At 59.2% G+C, this 20766-nt stretch carries 19 protein-coding genes and 2 pseudogenes; 9 read left to right on the top strand and 12 right to left on the bottom strand.

From position 1 onward, the window contains the following. The 5 genes and pseudogenes from AAC035_RS05725 to AAC035_RS05705 all read left to right on the top strand — a co-directional run. Positions 1-728 (top strand): annotated as a pseudogene (locus AAC035_RS05725) (NAD(P)/FAD-dependent oxidoreductase); the annotation flags it as partial. 5 nt (positions 729-733) lie between these two features. Further along, entirely contained in the window at positions 734-1654 is a 921-nt protein-coding gene (locus AAC035_RS05720; protein WP_339801099.1) for a bile acid:sodium symporter family protein, read from the top strand. 4 nt (positions 1655-1658) lie between these two features. Further along, complete coding sequence (locus AAC035_RS05715; RefSeq protein WP_339801097.1) at positions 1659-2600, top strand: SDR family oxidoreductase; 942 nt, start codon at positions 1659-1661, stop codon at positions 2598-2600. Continuing rightward, complete coding sequence (locus AAC035_RS05710; RefSeq protein ID WP_339801094.1) at positions 2597-3382, top strand: SDR family oxidoreductase; 786 nt, start codon at positions 2597-2599, stop codon at positions 3380-3382. The genes AAC035_RS05715 and AAC035_RS05710 overlap by 4 nt, the downstream gene beginning before the upstream one ends. Continuing rightward, positions 3379-4113, top strand: a complete 735-nt coding sequence (locus AAC035_RS05705) for a sulfite exporter TauE/SafE family protein (RefSeq protein WP_339801090.1) — start codon at positions 3379-3381, stop codon at positions 4111-4113. The genes AAC035_RS05710 and AAC035_RS05705 overlap by 4 nt, the downstream gene beginning before the upstream one ends. Before the next feature lie 29 nt (positions 4114-4142). Here AAC035_RS05705 and hrpB read toward each other — a convergent pair. The 8 genes and pseudogenes from hrpB to AAC035_RS05665 all read right to left on the bottom strand — a co-directional run bounded on the left by hrpB (position 4143) and on the right by AAC035_RS05665 (position 12416). Continuing rightward, positions 4143-6574: pseudogene (hrpB, locus tag AAC035_RS05700) on the bottom strand (ATP-dependent helicase HrpB). A 152-nt stretch (positions 6575-6726) separates the two neighbouring features. Then, a complete protein-coding gene (locus AAC035_RS05695; protein ID WP_339801087.1) occupies positions 6727-7941 on the bottom strand; it encodes a YbfB/YjiJ family MFS transporter in 1215 nt (404 codons plus the stop codon). Between the two features lie 15 nt (positions 7942-7956). Next, positions 7957-8256: a putative quinol monooxygenase gene (locus tag AAC035_RS05690; protein ID WP_339801085.1), complete on the bottom strand. Its 300-nt coding sequence runs from the start codon at positions 8254-8256 to the stop codon at positions 7957-7959. An 81-nt stretch (positions 8257-8337) separates the two neighbouring features. Further along, positions 8338-9003: an SCO family protein gene (locus tag AAC035_RS05685; RefSeq protein WP_339801083.1), complete on the bottom strand. Its 666-nt coding sequence runs from the start codon at positions 9001-9003 to the stop codon at positions 8338-8340. A 26-nt stretch (positions 9004-9029) separates the two neighbouring features. Continuing rightward, positions 9030-9944, bottom strand: coding sequence for a heme o synthase (gene cyoE / locus AAC035_RS05680; protein ID WP_339801080.1), 915 nt, complete (start codon positions 9942-9944; stop codon positions 9030-9032). After that, positions 9941-10990 carry a COX15/CtaA family protein gene (locus AAC035_RS05675; RefSeq protein WP_339801105.1) on the bottom strand — a complete coding sequence of 350 codons (1050 nt, stop codon included), beginning with the start codon at positions 10988-10990 and terminating at the stop codon, positions 9941-9943. The genes cyoE and AAC035_RS05675 overlap by 4 nt, the downstream gene beginning before the upstream one ends. 67 nt (positions 10991-11057) lie before the next feature. Then, positions 11058-11693 carry a hypothetical protein gene (locus AAC035_RS05670; RefSeq protein WP_339801077.1) on the bottom strand — a complete coding sequence of 212 codons (636 nt, stop codon included), beginning with the start codon at positions 11691-11693 and terminating at the stop codon, positions 11058-11060. Further along, the gene (locus tag AAC035_RS05665; protein WP_339801074.1) at positions 11694-12416 is read right to left on the bottom strand and encodes an SURF1 family protein; all 723 of its coding nucleotides are present in this window, start codon (positions 12414-12416) and stop codon (positions 11694-11696) included. 51 nt (positions 12417-12467) lie between these two features. Between AAC035_RS05665 and AAC035_RS05660 the strand changes: the two genes are divergently transcribed. Continuing rightward, complete coding sequence (locus AAC035_RS05660; RefSeq protein ID WP_339801102.1) at positions 12468-12680, top strand: twin transmembrane helix small protein; 213 nt, start codon at positions 12468-12470, stop codon at positions 12678-12680. 26 nt (positions 12681-12706) lie between these two features. On the opposite strand, the gene AAC035_RS05655 is transcribed toward AAC035_RS05660, so the two are convergent. The 4 genes from AAC035_RS05655 to coxB form a co-directional block, all read right to left on the bottom strand. Beyond that, entirely contained in the window at positions 12707-13594 is an 888-nt protein-coding gene (locus AAC035_RS05655) for a cytochrome c oxidase subunit 3 (RefSeq protein WP_339801071.1), read from the bottom strand. A 16-nt stretch (positions 13595-13610) separates the two neighbouring features. Continuing rightward, on the bottom strand, positions 13611-14183 hold the full coding sequence (locus tag AAC035_RS05650) for a cytochrome c oxidase assembly protein (protein ID WP_339801069.1): 573 nt from the start codon (positions 14181-14183) through the stop codon (positions 13611-13613). 25 nt (positions 14184-14208) lie between these two features. After that, positions 14209-15795, bottom strand: coding sequence for a cytochrome c oxidase subunit I (ctaD, locus tag AAC035_RS05645; protein WP_339801066.1), 1587 nt, complete (start codon positions 15793-15795; stop codon positions 14209-14211). A 97-nt stretch (positions 15796-15892) separates the two neighbouring features. Beyond that, complete coding sequence (coxB, locus tag AAC035_RS05640; protein ID WP_339801064.1) at positions 15893-17014, bottom strand: cytochrome c oxidase subunit II; 1122 nt, start codon at positions 17012-17014, stop codon at positions 15893-15895. Between the two features lie 459 nt (positions 17015-17473). Here coxB and AAC035_RS05635 point away from each other — a divergent pair, with 459 nt between their 5' ends. The 3 genes from AAC035_RS05635 to AAC035_RS05625 form a co-directional block, all read left to right on the top strand. After that, positions 17474-18121, top strand: coding sequence for a hypothetical protein (locus tag AAC035_RS05635; RefSeq protein ID WP_339801061.1), 648 nt, complete (start codon positions 17474-17476; stop codon positions 18119-18121). A 17-nt stretch (positions 18122-18138) separates the two neighbouring features. After that, positions 18139-18792, top strand: a complete 654-nt coding sequence (locus AAC035_RS05630; RefSeq protein WP_339801059.1) for a methylamine utilization protein — start codon at positions 18139-18141, stop codon at positions 18790-18792. Continuing rightward, on the top strand, positions 18792-20766 hold a 1975-nt coding region (locus AAC035_RS05625), incomplete at its 3' end, for an EAL domain-containing protein (RefSeq protein ID WP_339801057.1). The genes AAC035_RS05630 and AAC035_RS05625, both read left to right, overlap by 1 nt.

Raw genomic sequence — 20766 nt, 5'->3', positions numbered from 1 at the left:
CGGTGGATATGAGCCTGCGCCGGGGTTACTACTTTCTGCCCATATTCCTGAAAGGCCGGCCCATTGACACCCTGGGCGGCAAACTGAAACTGCCCCGGCCCCTGAAACAGCGGCTGGACGCGCTGCTGATTCGCATGGTGATGGGCAAGCCCTCCGACTACGGCTTGCCGGATCCGGACTACCGCATGTACGAGTCCCACCCGGTGATCAACTCACTGATCCTGCACCATCTGGGTCATGGCGATCTTCACCCCCGCCGCAGTATTGAACGGGTGGAGGGCCATACCGTTCATTTTTCCGATGGCGCGCAGGGCGACTATGACCTGATCCTGATGGCCACGGGCTATCTGCTGGACTACCCGTTCATTGACCGAAAGCACCTGAACTGGCCAGACGGTGAAGATGCACCGCAACTGTATCTGAACATGCTGCACCCGGATTACGACAACCTGTTCCTGATGGGCATGGTGGAAGCCACCGGCCTGGGCTGGGAGGGTCGCAACCAGCAGGCGAGGCTGGCAGCGCTTTTCATTCGTGAACGCCAGCGCAACAGTGAACCCGCCCGCAGTCTGGCGCAACAGAAGAAAGCCCACGCCGGCCAGCGCCTGGACGGCGGTTACCAGTACATCAAGCTGGCCCGCATGGCCTACTATGTAAACAAGGATGCCTACCTCAAGGCCCTGTCGCAGCACATTGCGGATCTCGAAAACACCGGCCAGCAAGGGTAATCGTTATGCAGTCGTCCCTGACGGTACAGTTCGATCCGGCCAGCCTGATCCTCCTCAACGGCATTCTGGCGCTGATGATGTTCGGGGTATCCCTGAACCTGAAACCGGCGGATTTCAGGCGGGTGCTGACCATCCCCCGGGCGCCAGTGGCCGGTCTGTTTGCCCAGTTTCTGTTACTGCCACTGGCCACCTGCCTGTTCACCTGGGCCCTGAAGGTTGACCCGCAACTGGCCCTGGGCATGATTCTGGTGGCCTCCTGCCCCGGTGGCAGTTTCTCCAATATCATGACCTGGCTGGGCAAGGGCAGCGTGGCGGTCTCGGTCAGCATGACCGCCGTTTCCAGCCTGGCAGCTACGGTAATGACGCCGCTGAATTTCGCGCTCTACGGCTGGCTTAACCCTCACACCCGGGCCTACCTGACCGAAATCACCCTGGAACCGGGCAACATTCTGCTGCTGGTTCTGCTGGTGCTGGCCGTACCCCTGATTCTCGGCATGCTGACCGGTGGCCGCTTCCCGCGGCTCGCCGTTCGCAGCGAAAAGCCGCTGCGGTACCTGTCACTGCTGATTTTCCTGGGCTTTGTAGCCATTGCCTTCATGAACAATGTGGATCTGTTCCTGGATAAGTTTCATACCTTCTTCTGGCTGGTGGTGGGCCATAATCTGCTGGCCCTTGCCCTCGGGTATGGCATGGCCAGGGCCATGAAGCTGGCGGTGCCAGATCAACGGGCGGTGACCATGGAGGTGGGCATCCAGAACTCCGGGTTGGGTCTGGTCATACTGTTCACCTTCTTTCCCGAAGCCGGCGGCATGATGCTGATCACCGCCTTCTGGGGCGTCTGGCACCTGGTGTCCGGGCTCACCCTGTCGCAGATCTGGGCCCGACGACCTGTTCCAGTGACACCTTCACCTGACTCCGGAAACTGATCCCATGACCGCAGAAAAGCGCATCCTGATCACCGGCGCCGCCGGCTACATCGGCCACCAGCTGGGCAACCGGCTGGCCAGGGATTACTTCGTGATCGGCACCGACATCAACCACCGGGAGGGCCTGGATTTTCCACTGGAAATACTGGACGTGCGGGCCAACAGCCTGGTCATCACCCTGGCGGAATACCGCATCACTCATGTAATCCATCTGGCGTCGATTCTTCAGGCCTCGGCCGACCGCCAGCGGGACTTTGACATCGATGTGAACGGCACCCGCAATGTGCTGGAAGCCTGCGTCGCTGCAAAAGTAAAGCATCTGACCGTCACCAGCTCCGGTGCCGCCTATGGCTACCACCCGGACAACCCCGAGTGGATTGACGAAGACGACCCGTTACGGGGCAACCCGGAGTTCGCCTATTCCGACCACAAACGCCAGATCGAGGAGCTGCTGGCCAGTTACCGGCAGCAACACCCGGAGTTGCAGCAACTGATTTTTCGCCCGGGTACGGTGCTGGGCGCCGAAACCCGCAACCAGATCACCAGTCTGTTTTTCGCACCGCGATTGCTGGCCATCCGGGGCAGCGATTCACCCTTCGTGTTTATCTGGGATCAGGACGTGATCGGGGCCATGGAGCAGGGTATCCGTGACGATCGCACCGGACGTTACAACATGGCCGGCGACGGTGCCCTCACCATTGGCGAGATTGCCAGGCGTCTCGACAAGCCCCTGCTGACCTTGCCCGCTGCGGTGGTCAAGGGTGGGCTTCAGGTGGCCAAATGGCTGGGTAAACCGGTCAGTCCGGAGCAGGTGAATTTCCTGCGCTACCGGCCGGTACTGAGCAACCGCCGCCTGAAGGAGGAGTTCGGTTATTCGTTGCAGAAAACCTCCGCGGAAACCTTCGACTACTTCATCAGCCTGGCGCGGCAGCGGGGCGATCTGTGACTGTTACCCTGATCACCGGGGCGGCCAGTGGCCTCGGCTGGGCCATGGCGCAACACTGGTACCGCGCCGGTCACCACCTGATTCTGGCGGACATTGATGCCGAAGCCCTGATTGGTCGGGAAGCCACACTGAACGACCCGGCCCGGGTCCACATCGTCACCGTGGACGTCACCCACCGCTCTGACCTGGAACGCCTGATCCGCGAGACCACGCAGATATACGGCCAGCTGGATCTGTTGGTGAACAACGCCGGCATTACCCATCGCTCCCCCGCCCACCGAACCGACCCGGCGGTCTTTCGCAAGATAATGGCGGTTGACTGGCAGGGGCCGGTGGAGCTCACCCAGCTGGCTCTGCCGCTGCTGGAAGCCAGTGGTGGCAGTATCGTCACCATCGGCTCCATGGCGGGCTGGATGCCGGTGCCCGGACGGGCGGGCTATTGTGCCGCCAAGGCTGCCTTGAGCCAGTTCTTCGAAGTGCTGCGGCTGGAACTGGAGCCCCGGGGCATTCATATCCTGATGGTCTACCCCAGCTTTCTGGAAACCCCCATTGAACGCAATGCCCTGGGCGCCGATGGCGAAAAGGCGAATCACGCCCGCTCCACTATCGGTACCATGACCAGCGCTGAGGACATGGCCCGCATGATCGATCGGGCGCTCACCCGAAAGCGGCGCTGGCTGCTGCCGGAGCCGGTGTCACGATTCGGCAGCCTGCTGTGGCGACTGGCGCCCGGGCTGTATCTGAACGCCGTACGCAGGAAGTTCGCCGGAGAGCTGGCATGACCGATCCTTGGCTGTGGCTGGGCCTGTTCATCCTGCTGGCCTACACCATCGAGGCCATTACCGGCTTCGGCTCTATCGTGATCGCACTCTCCCTCGGCGCCATGCTGCTGCCCATCCCGGAGCTGCTACCGGTGCTGGTACCCCTGAACGTGCTGATGAGCGGTTATCTGACCTGCAAGCACCGCCAGCATATTAACTGGCATCTGCTGACCAGCCTGATCCTGCCGCTGATGCTGGCCGGCACTTTGACCGGATATCTGCTGATCCCCTGGCTCGGTGCCGCATTTCTCAAGGTGCTGTTCGGGCTGCTGGTGATCTGGTTTGCTGGCAGGGAACTCTGGCGTATGGCCGGTGGCAAGGTGGCCGCACCCCACGGCCAGCTGACCAGCCGGGCGCTTACCTTCAGCGCCGGTATCACCCACGGCCTGTTTGCCTCCGGCGGTCCCTTGCTGGTGTACGCCCTCGCTGGCATCCGCATGGACAAGGCGAGAACCCGGGCCACCCTGCTGAGTGTCTGGTTTACCCTCAACCTGACCCTGAGCCTGCTCTATCTCTACGACGGCAGCCTTGTCGGCAGTCTGCACCGGCTGGTGTGGTACCTGCCGCTATTGGTGGCCGGCGTCATGGCCGGGGAATTCCTGCACCATCGTCTCAACGAAGACCGTTTCCGGCAGGCAGTCTACCTGGTACTGCTGATCACCGGATGCCTTTTGGTGGTGCGCAGTCTCTGACCACGGGGCGTCGGTGAACGCTGCATGCATCAGCGTCCTGACTTTTTGGTGCCCTGTTTCGCTTCCGCCTGCAACGGGTCTTCCGGCCAGGGGTGCTTGGGGTAGCGGCCCCGCATTTCCTTGCGGACTTCCGGGTAGACGTTCAGCCAGAAATTCCCCAGATCTGCAGTTACCGCCAGTGGCCGCTGCGCCGGTGACAGCAGATGAATCACCACAGGTACCCGGCCGCCGGCCACCTTCGGAGTATCGGTCCAGCCAAACAGGGCCTGCAGCTTTGCGGCCAGGACCGGACCATTTTCGGCGGAATAGTCCAGTGTGACGGCCTGACCGGTGGGGATGACCAGGCGTACCGGGGCCAGTTCGTTTAACGCAGTTTGTTGGGAATAACTCAGCAAGGCGTTCAGCGGCGGCAGCAAATCCAGTTTCATCACTTCGGACCAACGCTTGCAGCCGGTCAGAAAGGGTTCCAGCCATTCGTCAAGATGGTCCATCAGCCAGTCATCGGTCAGCTCAGGCCAGTCCCCGGGAAACGCCGCAGCCAGACAGCGGACGCGGGCCCGCCACTGCAGCGTGGCGTTGGTCCAGGGCAGTGCTGCCAGGCCCTTGTCGCGCAGCGCATTCAGCAAACCCCGGGTGATCAGCTCCGGTGCCACCTGTGACAGGGCCTTTTCCTCCAGCACCAGTTCACCGAGACGCCGAACCCGCCTGGCAACCACCATACCCCGGCGGTCATCCCACTCGGCCTCGTCACGGGTTTCGATGAGATGCCGCAGGTCCTCCCCGAAATCGGCCGGAGCTACCGCTGCGGCCAGCCAGATCGTCGCTTCACGGGCCTTGCCGTCCAGCTCAGCGGCCACCAGCCAGTCCTGCCGGGCCAGGGAGTCATCCTCCCGCAGTACGGCACCACGGCCATTGCTGAGCTGATAACGAGGGGCGTCCCCCGAGCGTCTCCGGGCAATGCGGTCCGGGTAAGCAAGGGCTAACAGACGCCCCACTTCTTCAGCCGAAGCTGCTTGCTGGCCGGTAACCGGACCCGGAGGCCGCAACCGCGACAGGCTCCGTTTGATAGCCTGAAGCCGTGCCGGATCCACCCCCGGTGGCGCTTTATTGGCATCAAGCACCAACACCCGCTGATGCAGATCGGCGCCGGCACCGGGTCCCAGCAGATCCCGCTCCTCCAGCAAGGCCGCCAGCCGCGCCGCCAGTTCCGGCAACCCCAGCTCCCGGCCCCGCAACACCATATGGGCCAGCCGGGGATGAATGCCCAGCTCACGAACTGCTTTGCCGTGATCGGTAATGGCCCCGTCCGCATCCAGAACCTCTAGCCGGTGCAGCAGGTTCCGGGCCTGCTGCCAGTGAGCCGGCGGCGGCGGGTCTATCCAGGCCAACTGATCGGCGCTGCGGGCACCCCACTGGGCCAGCTCCAGTACCAGAGGAGCCAGATCGGCCTCGCGGATCTCCGGCGGCGTGTAATCCGCCAGACCAAACTGCTCGGATTCCGCCCATAACCGATAACACACCCCCGGTTCCGTTCGGCCGGCCCGGCCCTTGCGCTGCTCCGCCGAAGCTTTCGACAGACGACTGGTGACCAGTCGCTGTCGACCACCACCCGAATGCCCTCAATAGTCAGACTGGTTTCAGCAATGGCGGTGGCCAGCACAATCTTGCGCTCGCCGGAAGCCGCGGGACTGATAGCCTGATCCTGCTGCTGCGAGGAAAGATTGCCAAAAAGCGCTGCCACCCGAACATGATCCGGTAACTGACCACTCAACTGCTGCTGGACCCGACGGATCTCCCCGGCCCCGGGCAAAAACACCAGCAGCGAACCGGTCTGCTCTGACAAGGCTTCCTGAATGACGGCCACCACCTGATCCGGCAACCGTTGCTGGCGGGCCGGCGGCCGGTAGAACACCTCCACCGGGTAAGCCCGCCCCTCACTGCTGATCACCGGCACATCACCCAGAACACGGGCAATGGGACCGGTGTCCAGGGTGGCAGACATCACCAGCACCCGCAGGTCCTCCCTTAGCGCCTGCTGACTCTCCCGCACCAGCGCCAGCCCCAGATCCGCCTGCAGGGAGCGTTCATGAAACTCATCGAACACCACCACCGCATAGTCTTCCAGCATCGGATCCTGCTGAATCATCCGGGTCAGAATGCCCTCGGTGACCACCTCGATTATCGTAGCAGGAGAGACCCGGGTGTCGAGCCGGGTCCGGTAACCCACGGTCTGACCGGCGGACTCACCCAACTGCCCGGCCATATAGCGGGCAGCCGAACGGGCCGCCAGCCGGCGAGGCTCCAACATCAGGATTTTCCGATTCTGACGCCAGCAAGCGTCCAGCAAGGCAAGGGGCACACGGGTAGTCTTACCAGCACCAGGAGGCGCCTGCAGCAAAGCGGTTATGTGAGTCTCAAGAACCGCCATCAGTTGAGGCAGAACAGCATCAATGGGCAGCATGAAGAAAACACCAAAAGTCTGAAGAGTCGGGGGTGGGGTTTCCTTTTGTCGCCAGAAAAAGGTGTCTGAGCGCAGCGAGTTCTTTTTCAAGAAAAAAGGAAACCCCACTCCCGGCTCAGCCTCTGTTTGAAGAACAGCCTACCGTCAATGCCTCAGGTGGTAGATCGGCGATGCCAGTCAACAGGCCGAGGCACAAACACCGCAAACACCAATCCCCAGGCCAACGCCACCGCACCCATGGTAAAGGCCCCAACAAGGGTACCCCCCGCATCCAGCCACTGTCGGGTCAGCCAGGGCCCGGCCATCTGGGTAAAGGCATAGAGCGCCACCATTGCCGCCGACAGACGGGGCCCCTGGTGCGGGTGCAGGGCACGACCCAGACGCTGGGTAAGCAACACCGTACCGGCAAAGGTCCCACCCACCAGAATCGCGCACAACACAATCCCCATGGGGCTTGGCCAGATCACCACCGCCAGCGCACCGGTAAACTGAATAAAGAAATTCAAACCAAGGGCACGACCATCCCCCAGCCGCGCCCCCAGTGCGTTCCAGATGATTGGTGCCGGAATCGCCGCCAGCGCCACCAATACCCAGGAGCCGTCAACCATCCAGTGCCCTGGCGGTAACTGGGTCTTCGCCAACAGCGGCAGGAAGGTCATGGGCAGGATATAGCCCAGCCCGGCACCGGCGTAAGAGAGAAACAGCGGAATGCTGGCACGGTCCAGCAACTTGCCCTTTTCCATCACCGAGCCATCGTCCCGCCGCGGCGCCGGAGGCAGATCCAGGGTAATCAGCCGATGCGTCGCCCACCAGGCCAGAGGAATCGAAAACAGCGCAGCCGGCCACCAGCGCTCAGCACCGGACAGGAAGCCAGCGGGAATCGTTACCAGGCCAGCGGAAAACAGCAGCCCCACACCGACGCCAACATACACCAGCCCACTCAGGGACGAGCGATTGCGCAGTATCAGCCATTCCAGAATCAGCGCTGGCACCTGAACAAAGACCGCGCCGTTGGCAATGCCATTGGCCAGCCGCAAGGCCGAAAGGGGCTCGACAGCACTGATCTGGGTCTGTAACAAGGTGGTGACCACATGAATGGCCATGGCGATGGGAAGAATCCGACGGATCTGATGAACCCGGTACCAGCGTATGGCCAGCAAGGCGCCGATCAGATAGCCCAGATAATTCCAGGTCGCAACAGACGCCCCCTGACTGGCGGTCAGTTGGCCATCGGCGACCAGATACGGCAGCAGAGGGGTATAGATAAACCGGCCAAGACCGTGAACCACCAGCAACAGAATGGCGCCTGCAAGAAGCACGCTGAACAGTTCACGGGGCTCGGACCGGGGTGCCAGAGACAGCGGCACGGCAAACGTCTCCGATTATTTCACATCCACCTTGGCGGGCGTGATGAACTCGATACGGGGGGGCGCAGCCAGGCAGCCGGCAGCGACCTTGCCGAAAGCGCGCATATGGTCGCTCTTGCGATGGGGTTCAAGGCAATCCTCGGAGTCCCACTTTTCGAAAAACACCAGCCGGTTGGGATCAGAGAGACTGGTGTGCAGTTCGTATTCGTGACAACCGGGCTCCTGCAGAGTCGCGGCGATACAGTCTTTTGCCGCTTCCAGGAGCGTATCCCGGGCTTCGGGCTTAACCATCAGTACTGCGCGGATGTACAACATTGTTCTTATCCTCAGTGTTGGAGACAGTGGCCCACCAGCAGAAGTGTTTCACCGGTGGTAAGGGATTATCAGTTATCAGACTCAGTTGGCTCTCGGGTGATTGGCCTTCGCCCACTGGTATATCTCCCGGAAGGCCTTTATCAGCTTTTCCGGTTCGTGAGGCGGCTGGATCAACGCTACCAGTTCACCTTCGGGATTCAGTAGCGCCAGATGACCGCTGTGGTCCACCAGAACATTGCCATCACCATCATCCCGATGGACAAATACGGCGCTTATGCTGCGCGCTACCTCGCGAAGATCGTCAATATCGCCGGTCACCGCGTGGAAATTCTCACCAAAGAAATCCAGGTAGTCATCGAGCCTTTCCGGGGTGTCCCGTTCCGGATCCGCCGACACAAAGAAGAATTCCGGTGATGGCAGGTCCGATGGAAATTCACGGCTGGTACGACGCAAGGTGGCCATGGTCGCGGGGCAGATATCCGGACAGTAGGTGTAACCGACGAAGGCAAAGGTCCAGCGCCCGAGCAGATCGTCCCGGGACGCCGGTTCGCCTTTCTCGTTGGTGAGACGATAATCTGCCAGCGGACGTGCCTCGCTGTATACGTAGGTATTGAGTTCACTCAGGTCTGGTGCCGGCACCGCTTCAGCAGTCGGATCGGAGAGCATCTGGCGCCCGACCACTATCCCGAACACCATGGCTACCACCAGTAGCAGAATGATCAGGGTTCGGCGTATCGAGCGGTCCATATAATCTCCGGTCAGGTCTGGCAGTGTCAGAAATAGACGAAGTGATCGACCAACAACAACACAAACAGTGCCATCAGGTAAGTAATGGAATACTTGAAAGTTGCCAGTGCCACTCGGCGGTCATCGCCACGCAACAGGCGCACGGCGTATTGCAGGAAGCGTAAACCAAGAACCATGGCACCCACCAGATAAATCATGCCAGACATACCTGTGGCAAATGGTAGCAGGGTGACGGCCAGCAGCATCAGGGTGTACAGCAGAATGTGCAGTTCGGTATAACGGTTGCCGTGGGTGACTGGCAGCATCGGGATACCGGCCTTGGCGTACTCTTCCTTGCGGTGGATCGCCAACGCCCAGAAGTGAGGCGGTGTCCAGGCAAAGATAATCAGTACCAGCAACAGGGCGTGGCCATCTACCTGGCCGGTGACTGCGGTCCATCCCAGCAACGGCGGCATGGCACCGGCAATACCGCCAATGACGATATTCTGCGGAGTAGCCCGCTTCAGGAACAGGGTATAGACACCGGCATAGCCCACCAGCGAGGCGAAGGTCAGCCAGGCGGTCAGGGCATTCACCTGCCAGAACAGCACCAGCATACCGGTCAGGCCCAGAATGGTGGCGAACAGCAGGGCGTCCACAGAAGTAACCCGCCCGGTGGCTACCGGGCGCTTACGGGTGCGTGCCATCACGGTGTCGATCTTGTGGTCCACCACATGATTCACCACGGCCGCCGCACCGGCCAGCAAGGCAATACCCAGATTGCCATAAACCACGACTTCCCACCCTGGCAACCCGGGGGTAGCGAGCAACATGCCGATGACAGAGGTGAGAATCATCAGGGCAACTACACGGGGCTTGGTCAGCTCCAGAAAATCGCCCCAGGATACAGTCTTGTCTACCGATGGTTCGGTAACCAGAGGCTTGGAAATCTGCTCGCTCATAAAGCGACCTCACGATTTGTTTTTATAGTGGGAACAGCCGTTGCGGTAACGGCTGAAAATCCATGAATCCGCCACATCATGTGAACTACGGTCAATAACAGACCGGCCCCCATGGCGTTGTGGGCGATGGCGACGTACAAAGGTATGTGGAAGGCAACGTTTATCAGGCCCAACGCAATCTGAACGGCCAGTGCTGCCGACGTCAGAAGCACCATTCCCTGCAGTGGTGTTCGCTTTGTGTGACGCCAGAATGCCGCAAGCAACAGGGTAAAGTAAACCAGAACCGCGATAGCACCAATACGATGGGTCATGTGAATGGCTACCCGGCCGTCTGCAGTAAGCTGACCGCCGAGGTAATTGGGGCCAACAGACTGAAAAATGTCAAAGCCATGCACGAAGTCCATGTCCGCGGGCCACCATTCGCCCTGACAGGCCGGAAGATCAGGACAGGCAACAGCGGCGTAGTTTGACGCGGTCCAGGCACCCAGGGCGATCTGAAATATCACCAGCAGCAAACCAACCACCAGGAACGGCCGCAATTTCGCAAGCGCGGCCTCGCGCATTTCGTCAAAGCGTAATCGCAGGGCCCGTAAACGAAGGGTCAGCAAGGTCAGCAGGGTGATTGTGGTAAAACCGCCCAGCAGATGCAGGGCGACAACCTGGGGCCACAGTTTCAGGGTAACCGTCCACATCCCGAATGCTGCCTGCAAGACCACAAAGGCCGCAATAAACATCGGGAGTTTCACAGGAATACCCTCGCGCCGGTGGCGAATTGCGTAGGCTGCGATACCGAACACCACCAGTCCGAGGGTACCTGCCGCATAACGATGAATCATTTCCGGCCAGCCCTTTTCCACCTCAACCGGTGTCTCCGGGAAGCGTTCATTGGCAAGCGCAATACTGGTTTCGCTCTGGGGCACCGCCAGAAAACCGTAACATCCAGGCCAATCCGGGCAGCCCAGGCCCGCATCCACCAGGCGCGTCCAGGCACCCAGCATGATGACCACCACAGTAAGCAACGTTGCCAACAGCGACCACTTGGCCATGGTTCTGTGGGCACTGGATTCGACTCGTTTTTGTTGTTCCACTATCACTTCCTCAACAAAAAAGCTGCTAACCGATCTGTGACAGCCTTAGAAGATGTTTCAGATCGCCCAGTATTTGTTTGCCGGTGTGTTCTTTACCGTAATGCATCATCACATTGCCGAACGGGTCCACCAGCAGGATTCTGGGCTCCTTCCGGGGATCGACGCCCTCAGGCCAGACTGTGCGTGCATTATCTTTCTGGCTCAGGCGCTCCATCGCGGTGTACTCCGCAGGCCATCTTTGCTCCAGACTCTCCGGAACTGCTTCAAGCCAGGCTGCACGAGACATGCGGCTGGCGTTCTTGCCAAGGGCAATATTGACCTGACGAGCGAGGTAAAGCAGTTGCTCGCAGTCGCTGTCACAGGTTCCGGCGCTGACCAGCAGCATCCAGCGGGCGTCCTCATGTTCCGGACCAAAACGCTCTTCCAGCGGCCGGTTATTGGCGCCCAGCAGATTGAACCCGGTGACCGATACCGGTGGGTTAATCAACACTCCGTTATTGCTGTGGTCGTTCGGATTCAGCCAGCCGGTGTAATACATGACGGTAGCAAAAATCATTGGCCCGAAACCCACAGCAAACAACAGCAGGGCCATGCGACGACCCCGACGGGTCTGTTCGGGAGTCGGCTCGATTTCGGGGGTGTCTGTGGCACTACGGGTCATTTACGACTCCTGCTTTCGATAGCTCGCTATTATGGTCAGAACGATCAGCACCGTCGCCAGTGAAAACCACTGCAGGGCGTAACCATAGTGAGTCTGGGCGCCCATCATATCCGGTTCCCAGTCTGCCCGAAAGGCGCCGGGCTGGCCTGCGTCTTCCAGTTTCAGTATGTATGCCGCGAGCCCGGGTTCCTGAATTCTGGCCCGTTCCGCGGGTAAGCTCTGCACCCGTCGTGGCCATCCAGATTGGCCGTCGCCGTCCAGATCAGACAGCACCGGAGGCACCGGATACTCGCTCACTCTTGCCGTCAACAGCACCGGACTATCGGGCGTCGGAAAAACCGGCAGTTCAGCTCTCTGGCGAGTGCCGGCAATCCAGCCCCGGTTTACCAGTACCGGCGACCCTGAATCGGGATAGAACAGGGTCAGCACTTCGTATCCGGGCACACCGTCCCGCGTGCGGTTGTCGAGCAACCAGCTGTAATCACTGTACAAACCACTCACAACGACTGGCTGACCCGGCTCCAGGCCCGAGCTCTCCAGATCATCCCAACTCCGGGATTCAGCGGCCTGCTGCCATTGTTCCAGCAGCTGCTGTTTCTCGCCACCCCGTTCCAGCTGCCAGAATCCAAGCCCCAGCACCAGCGGCAGGAAAAAGCCCGAGAACAACATCAGCCGCCAGTCGAACACCCAATGACGGCGATTGCGGGGTTCAGTCCCGGTCATGCTCTGTTATAGTCACGGCTTGTCCGCCACGTAACCGGAGCCGGAGTCATGTTGCTGAAAATTCTCATAGTAGTTCTTCTGCTGGCCGTATTGATCAGCCTGTTCAGCGGTCTCGTCTTTCTGATCAAGGACGGCGGTGACAAGCGTCGGGTAATGAACTCACTTGCGGTGCGGGTCGGGCTGAGCATAGCGCTTCTTGCAGTCTTGCTGTTGGCGCTGTGGCAGGGAGGGATAGATCTGAATCCTACCCCCTACGGTCCCTGACCACAGCCTGTTGCCAATATTTCCCGTCAGATTACGTACACGAATACAAACAGACCCAGCCAGACCACGTCGACAAAGTGCCAGTACCAGCAGGTCGCCTCGAAGCCGAAGTGGTTGTCGCCGGTGAAGTGTCCCTTCCGGATCCGCAGCAGCATGATGACCAGCATCAGGGTACCCAGTATAACGTGGGCACCGTGGAAGCCGGTCAGCATGAAGAAGGTGCTGCCGTAGATACCGGACTGCAGGGTCAGGTCCAGGTCCCGGTAGGCGTGAACGTATTCATAACCCTGAACGCAAACGAACACCAGTGCCAGGGCAATGGTTACCGCCAGCCAGAGTTGAACCTTCGGACGATTGTCTTCTTTCATGGCGTGGTGAGCCAGCGTCGCAGTGAACGACGAGGTTACCAGCAGGATGGTATTGAGCAGCGGCAGGGTCCAGGGATTGATAATTTCCTTGGGCGCCGGGTACAAACTGGGATCAGGTGTATTCAACAGAGGCCAGGTGGCCTGAAAGCCTTCCCAGAGCATGTTACTGGAACCCCGGTCACCTTCGCCACCAAGCCAGGGAATGGCGAACGTGCGGGCGTAGAACAGAGCGCCGAAAAAGGCCGCAAAGAACATCACTTCTGAAAAAATGAACCAGCTCATACCCCAACGGAACGAACGGTCCATCTGGGCGCTGTAGAGGCCTTCACGACTCTCACGAATGACTGCGCCGAACCACCCGAAGAGCATGTAAGCCATGATCAGGCCACCCACCATGAACATGAACCAGGCGCCCGTAGTGGACTCACCCTGGGACCCGTTCACCATGATCGAGGCAACCCCGTACAGGGTTGTGAAGAGACCTACTGTAGCCACAATTGGCCACTTGCTCTGCTCGGGTACGTAATATGTTTGCTGTGCCGCCATGTCAATCTCCGATGGCTTATCCGTTATCGTTTGTTTTTGTCACTTTTTCGGCAGTGGACACGCTGATCTTCTGATCGTAAAGGGTGTAGGAAAGCGTCAGAGTGCTGACGTGTTCAGGAAGATCCCTGTCCACGATAAACACCACCGGCATTTCCACCCGCTCACCTGCCTCCAGCTTTTGCTGGGTAAAACAGAAACATTCGGTTTTGTGGAAGTACTGAGTACCGATAGACGGCGACAGGCTGGGCACAGCCTGCCCCACCATGGCCTGATCGGTCGGATTTTCTGCGATGTAGTTCATCACGATGGATTCACCCGGATGTACCTCAAGACTGCGTACTTCCGGGTGAAACTTCCAGGGCATATCCTTGCCGTTCTGGGCAACGAACTGGATGGTCACCAGTCGGTTCTCATCCCGCTCCAGCGGTACCGTGGACTCATAACGAGCGCCGGTCTTGCCGTTGATACCCGTGATTTCGCAGAACACCTCGTACAGCGGCACCATGGCAAAGCCGAAGCCAAACATCCCGATGACACCCGCAAGGCACCATCCAACAACTCCGGCGTTCGATCGTTTCGACTGTGTCATGGCGCTCTACCTCCGCGTAATCCGATTATTTGATTTCTGGCGGTGTGGCAAAGGTATGGTAAGGCGCCGGTGAGGGCACATCCCATTCCAGACCTTCAGCACCGTCCCAGGGCTTGGCAGCCGCTTTTTCGCCGGAACCCCTGGCGCACTTGACCACGATCAACAGGAACAGCAGCTGGGTAGCGCCGAACATGAAGGCACCGATACTGGAGATCATGTTGAAGTCCGCAAACTGCAGTGCGTAATCCGGAATCCGTCGTGGCATACCGGCCAGACCGAGGAAATGCATCGGGAAGAATGCCAGGTTCATACCGACAAACGACAGCCAGAAATGGGTCTTGGCCAGGGTCTCGTCGTACATATAGCCGGTCCACTTGGGCAACCAGTAGTAGGCCGCGGCGAAGATACCAAAGATGGCACCCGGTACCAGCACATAGTGGAAGTGCGCAACCACAAAGTAGGTGTCATGGTACTGGAAGTCCGCCGGAGCGATGGCCAGCATCAGGCCGGAGAAGCCGCCGATGGTGAACAGAATGACGAAGGCGATCGAGAACAGCATCGGTGCCTCGAACGTCATGGAACCCCGGAACATGGTAGCCACCCAGTTGAACACCTTGACCCCGGTGGGTATGGCAATCAGCATGGTGGCGTACATGAAGAACAGCTGGCCGGCGACGGGAATGCCCACAGTAAACATGTGGTGAGCCCAGACCACAAAGGACAACAGCGCAATGGCGCCGACTGCATACACCATTGAGGCATAACCGAACAACTGCTTGCGGGCAAACGCGGGAATGATGTGTGAAACCACACCAAACGCCGGCAGAATCATGATGTATACCTCGGGGTGACCGAAGAACCAGAACACGTGCTGGAACAGCACAGGATCACCACCGCCGGCCGCATCGAAGAAGCTGGTGCCGAAGTGGATATCCATCAGCATCATGGTGACCACGCCCGCCAGCACCGGCATAACCGCAATCAGCAGGAAAGCGGTGATCAGCCAGGTCCAGACAAACATCGGCATTTTCATCAGGGTCATGCCCGGTGCCCGCATGTTCAGAATCGTAGCGATCACGTTGATGGCACCCATGATGGATGACACACCCATGATGTGGACGGCAAAGATAAAGAAGGTGGTGCTTGGCGGCCCGTACGTCGTTGACAGGGGCGCATAGAAGGTCCAGCCGAAGTTGGGTGCACCGCCCTGCATGAACAGGGTTGAAACCAGCATCAGGAACGCCGCCGGCAGCAGCCAGAAGCTCCAGTTGTTCATCCGCGGCAGGGCCATATCGGGCGCACCTACCATCAACGGCAACATCCAGTTGGCGAGGCCAACGAAGGCCGGCATGACCGCACCGAACACCATGATGAGACCATGCATGGTGGTCATCTGATTGAAAAATTCCGGCTCGACGATCTGCAGCCCGGGCTGGAACAGCTCGGCCCGGATCACCATGGCCATGGTGCCCCCGAGCAGGAACATGGCGAAACTGAATATCAGGTACATGGACCCGATATCCTTATGGTTGGTGGTGAGAAGCCACCGCGAAATGCCCTTGGCGGGACCGTGGTGATGGTCCTGGGCGTGGGTATCAGCGACCGCACTCATGAAAAAACCCCCGTTTGCCTGCGTTTGTTTTGCTGGCGATGTTTGTTATCTGGCAAAGGTTCCACCGACAGCCCCTTGTGGAGCTGCCCATGGGACATCACTGGTTCTTGTAATCAAAAATCTGCTTGGGCGTGACCACGTCACCGGTGTTGTTACCCCAGGCATTTCGCTCGTAGGTAATAACCGCTGCCAGATCGGCCTCGTTCAGCTGGCCACCAAAGGCCTGCATGGCAGTACCCCGTGAACCGTTGACCACAATGTCGATGTGACCTTCAATGTCCTCAAGCACCATCGGAGTTCCACGCAGGGACGGGAAGGTTGGCGGACTGCCTGAACCGTCCGGCATATGACAGGCTGCGCAGTAGGAGGCATAAACACCCTCGCCACGCTCCATCAGCTCGTCCAGCGTCCAGTCTTTCTCGGTGAGCTCACGCTCACGCTCGGCAAACGCCACCTGTTCAGCCACCCACTCATCGTACTCATCCTGGGGCAGAACTTTTACAACAATGGGCATGAAACCGTGATCCTTGCCGCACAATTCGGTGCACTGGCCACGATAAATGCCGGGCTCATCGACTCTGGTCCAGGTTTCGTTGATAAACCCGGGGATCGCGTCTTTCTTGACGCCAAACTCCGGAATCCACCAGGAGTGGATAACGTCATTGGCTGTCAGCAGCAAACGCACCTTCTTGCCGACCGGTATTACCATGGGGTTATCTACGTCGAGCAGATAGTTCTCACTTTTATCTGCGCGGTTGTAGATCTCGTCCCGACTGGTCGACATGTTGGAGAAAAAGCCAAACCCGTCGTCAATGTACTCATACTGCCAGCGCCATTGATAACCGGTGACCTTGATGTCTACGTCTGCTTCCGAGGTGTCGTACATATCGACCAGTGTTGCCGTGGCCGGGATGGCCATGACCACCAGTATGACGAGAGGAACGATCGTCCAGAGAACCTCAACAGTGGTGTTCTCATGGAAATTGGCGGGCTTGAAACCTTTCGATTTACGATGGGCAAAAATCGACCAGAACATGATCCCGAATACGACCACGCCGATGGCGACGCATATCCACAGGATGGTCATGTGTAGGCTGAAAATTTCGTTACTGGTTTGGGTGACCCCCGGAACCATGTTCATTTGCCAGTTGGCGAACGCCGGACTGGCTAACAAGGTTCCTGCAATAAGGGCACCTGCCCGTTTAACGTGCACGTGCATACCGTGTCTCCACAGAGAGTTGTTCTTGTTCAAAACAGAAACAGGCCATTAATACCGTCTCCCCACGGCTGGCCTTGTATACGTACGGATCTGCGTGACACTCCCCCAGGGGGAAGCCTGTCTTCCTTTCCGGACGCCAGACTACGCTCGCACACGTAACCCGACAGGAGTTAGGGGAAGACTATTCACGGATAACCAGCACGCAGTATAGACAGTTCAGACCTCAAGTCCCAAAACCTTGCGTTCAATTCATGCAACTTATTGGGTATATGCTTATAGCCAAATAGAATATAATGTTCAGCAGGCGGGGTATTTATCTATTTCTGATGACTGAGCATTCCATCACAGGAGTGATTGGCAATCGCAGACGCACTCCCGAAAATCTCAACTACACTTGCAAACATGGGCGCTTCCTCGGCTTGGCGCCCCAGACCTGCAGTGAGACCGGCATTGTCAGACATGACCCCAGAGGCAGTATTGAATATCATCGACCTGGCCCGGCGACAGGAAGCCCGCTCCGGAGAGTTTCTCCGCCAGATGAGACTGAAGGCCGCTGCGCTGCCTGCCAGCGTCACTGTGCGGGGCTATCAGCCAGCCACCTGCCTGTTTCAGTTTGCCCTCGAATACATCGAAATGGCGCCAAGGCTGATCCAGTGTGTCACCGACTGCGCCCACAAATCCGGCAAAGCACAGCTGTTCGAGCCGTTTATCGAGGCTGCCACCCATTATTTCACCCAGCCGTCAGTGATACTGGCCCGCTACGACGGCCTTGATGGCCTGTTGGTGAAGGCCTATCTGTGCCACCGGCTGATGGAAGAAATGTACGAGAACAACTACTACACCCGCAGCAGCCAGGTAGTGGATGCCGAAGCTACCCGGGCCAACCTTCTGGCGCACCAGCTGATCGGGGAACCCTTTGCCAACGAGCTTGATGAGTCCATTGTGCTTACCATGCTGCACATTGCCGGGTCTCCGGATTATTACGAACTCAACCTTGACCCGTTCGTGGAAGAACTGCGCAAGGAGGCCCTTGCCTGGATGCACGATTATTGGAATAACCTGCTGACCCGGAACCATATTCGGTTTACCCTGCTCCCAGACCATTAATTTCAGGTTAATCGACTATGACACTATTACAGGCCCTGATCTGCAGTATTGCAGCGGCCCCGGTCGGTCTTCATGGAAAGGAACTGAGCATCCAGGTAACGGATGCCTCCGGCCAGCCCCTGGAAAACACCGTTATCGTGCTGGAAGCGGCGGGTGCCTCCTCCGTACAAGTCACTGAAGCTGCCCGGATGACGCAACAGAACCGTCAGTTTGATCCCCATGTGCTGGTGATCCGCACAGGTACCGGGGTAGAGTTTCCCAACCTTGATAATACCCAGCACCACGTTTATTCCTTCTCACCCGCCAGGACCTTTGAGCTGGAACTTTACGCCGGACAACCGGAAGCCCCGGTGGTGTTCGGAACCACCGGCGTGGTGGAGCTGGGCTGTAATATTCACGATCAGATGCAGGCCTTTGTGGTGATTACCGACTCTGCCTTCCAGGCCGTGTCCGACGCCGGGGGCCAGGCCCGTCTCACGATCCCGGACGACACCGGGTTCCCCCTGCAATTAAGGGTCTGGCACCCGCGTCTGGAAGACAACCGCGACCTGCAGACCGTGACTGTTGATTCGGCCAATGACGGCAGAGTTGCGTTTGCCCTGTCGGTAGCAGCGGTACCGGAGCCGTCTGGCTCCCTTGACCGACTGCAACAGCGATTCCGGGATCTTTAATGGTGGCTTTTGCCCGAATGGGTTTCCGCGGTCGCTTGCTGATGGCCATGATGTCGGTTGTGCTGATGACCGGGCTGGCTCTGCTGCTGGTGTTCATGATCTATCTGCTGCAGGACGAAAAGCAACGGGCCGCAGACAGCCTGGACGTGGCCGAACGGGTGACCGTGGAAATCATGGACCGGCGCAGTGAGGTGTTGATTGCCAGCCTGCAGGTTCTGGTGGACGATTTTGGCTTTCGCTCTGCCATTGCCTCAGGCGATGAGGCAACCATTGCCAGTGTACTGGAAAACCACTCCGGCCGGGCCGGTGCCGATGTGGCCATGATTCTTGAAGACAACGGCAGCCCGATCATCGCTCTGGGCCTGGACATGCCGTTGTCAGGTCAGCCATTTCCCGGGCTGCTGGCGATGGCCCGAAACCAGGGTATGGCGGCTCAGGTGACCAGTCTTCAGGATAACGCCTATCAGATGTTCATGGTTCCGATACGGGCGGCCGGTTTGCGGGCCTGGCTGGCCGCCGGGTTCGTGCTGGATCAGGCTTTTGCCAGCACTCTGAGCGAACTGACAGGAACCGAGGTGGTGTTCAAGCTGGTTGAACAGGGCACTGCAAGCGTGCTGACCACCAGTTCCAGAGACGACGACCTCACTTCAGTGGCCGACCAATTGGCTGACGCCAGTCCCGACGCCTCTTTGCTGGAGACCGAGCGCTATTTTGTGCGCTCGGTAAACCTCACCGACGCACCGGACAACCCGGTACGGGCGCTGCTGCTGATCAATCGCGATCAGGCCCTGGCCAGCTACTGGCAACGCGTCACCGGACTGCTGCTGATCGTTCTGCTGGCGCTGGCGCTGGCGGCTCTGGTCGTGCTGTTCACCGCCCGGGCACTGGGCCGGCCAGTGCTCGAACTGGCCAGGTTCGCAGCGGATATTGGCGAGGGCCGCCAGCCGCAGACGCCTTTGGTACCGCCCACCCGGGAGTTGACCACCCTGCACCTGTCGCTGGACACCATGCAGAAAAAAATTCGCGATCGGGAAGAACGTATCCGTTTTAATGCTATCCATGATGAACTGACCGGCCTTTATAACCGCAAGGCAGTCATGGACAGAGTGGCACCGGCCCTGGCGGAGCCCGGCTCTGTGTGGCTGATCGGCATCCGGCTGACCCGCTTCAAGGCGCTTAACGATACCCTGGGCATGCGTTTCGGCGATCAGGTGCTGAACCTGGTGGCAAACCGACTGCAGGCTACCCTGCCAGACCATGCCGAGGTCATCGCCCGCACCAGTGGCGCCGAATTCAGCCTGTTGATTCAGCCCCGGACCACCGACACGCCGGACCCGCTGTTGGCCAGTATCCGCGATCAGATGGAAGCTCAGGGCATCATCGACGATACCCCCATTCATCTTCAGGTAGCCGTGGGTGCGCTGGTGATCCCGGATCACGCCGGCACCATGGATGAGGTGCGGCGACGTTTTAATCTGGTGATGGATCAGGCCGAGCGCAATGACGATCATATAGCCACCTATCAACCCGGCGGCGATGAACTGCACCTCAGGGAGCTGACTCTGAGCCAGGACCTTCAGCATGCCCTGGCTGAAGGCGGGCTGGATATCTACTACCAGCCGAAAGTGCGGTTGGCTGACGGCCACTTTGTACAGGTGGAGGCACTGGCCCGCTGGCAGCATCCGACCCTCGGGTTTATTTCGCCGGACGAATTCATCCTGCTGGCCGAGCGCACCGGGCAGATCGGCAAGCTGACCCGCTTTATCCTGAACCGGATCGCCGTCGACCAGCGCCAGTGGCGCCTGCAGGGACTGGACCACGGCGTGGCCATTAACCTGTCCGCACTCGATCTGACCGATACCTCGCTGGCAGCGGAGGTGGAACAGGCGTTTCCGTCACTGGAAGGGGTTACCTTTGAAATCACCGAGAGCGCAGTGATGTCCGACCCCCGGGCCGCCATGCTGACCCTCGAAA

The organism is uncultured Marinobacter sp., assembly GCF_963974375.1.
Taxonomy (GTDB): Bacteria; Pseudomonadota; Gammaproteobacteria; order Pseudomonadales; family Oleiphilaceae; genus Marinobacter.
Note: the sequence above shows the minus strand (reverse complement) of the source record. Positions and strands in the feature narration are given on the sequence as shown.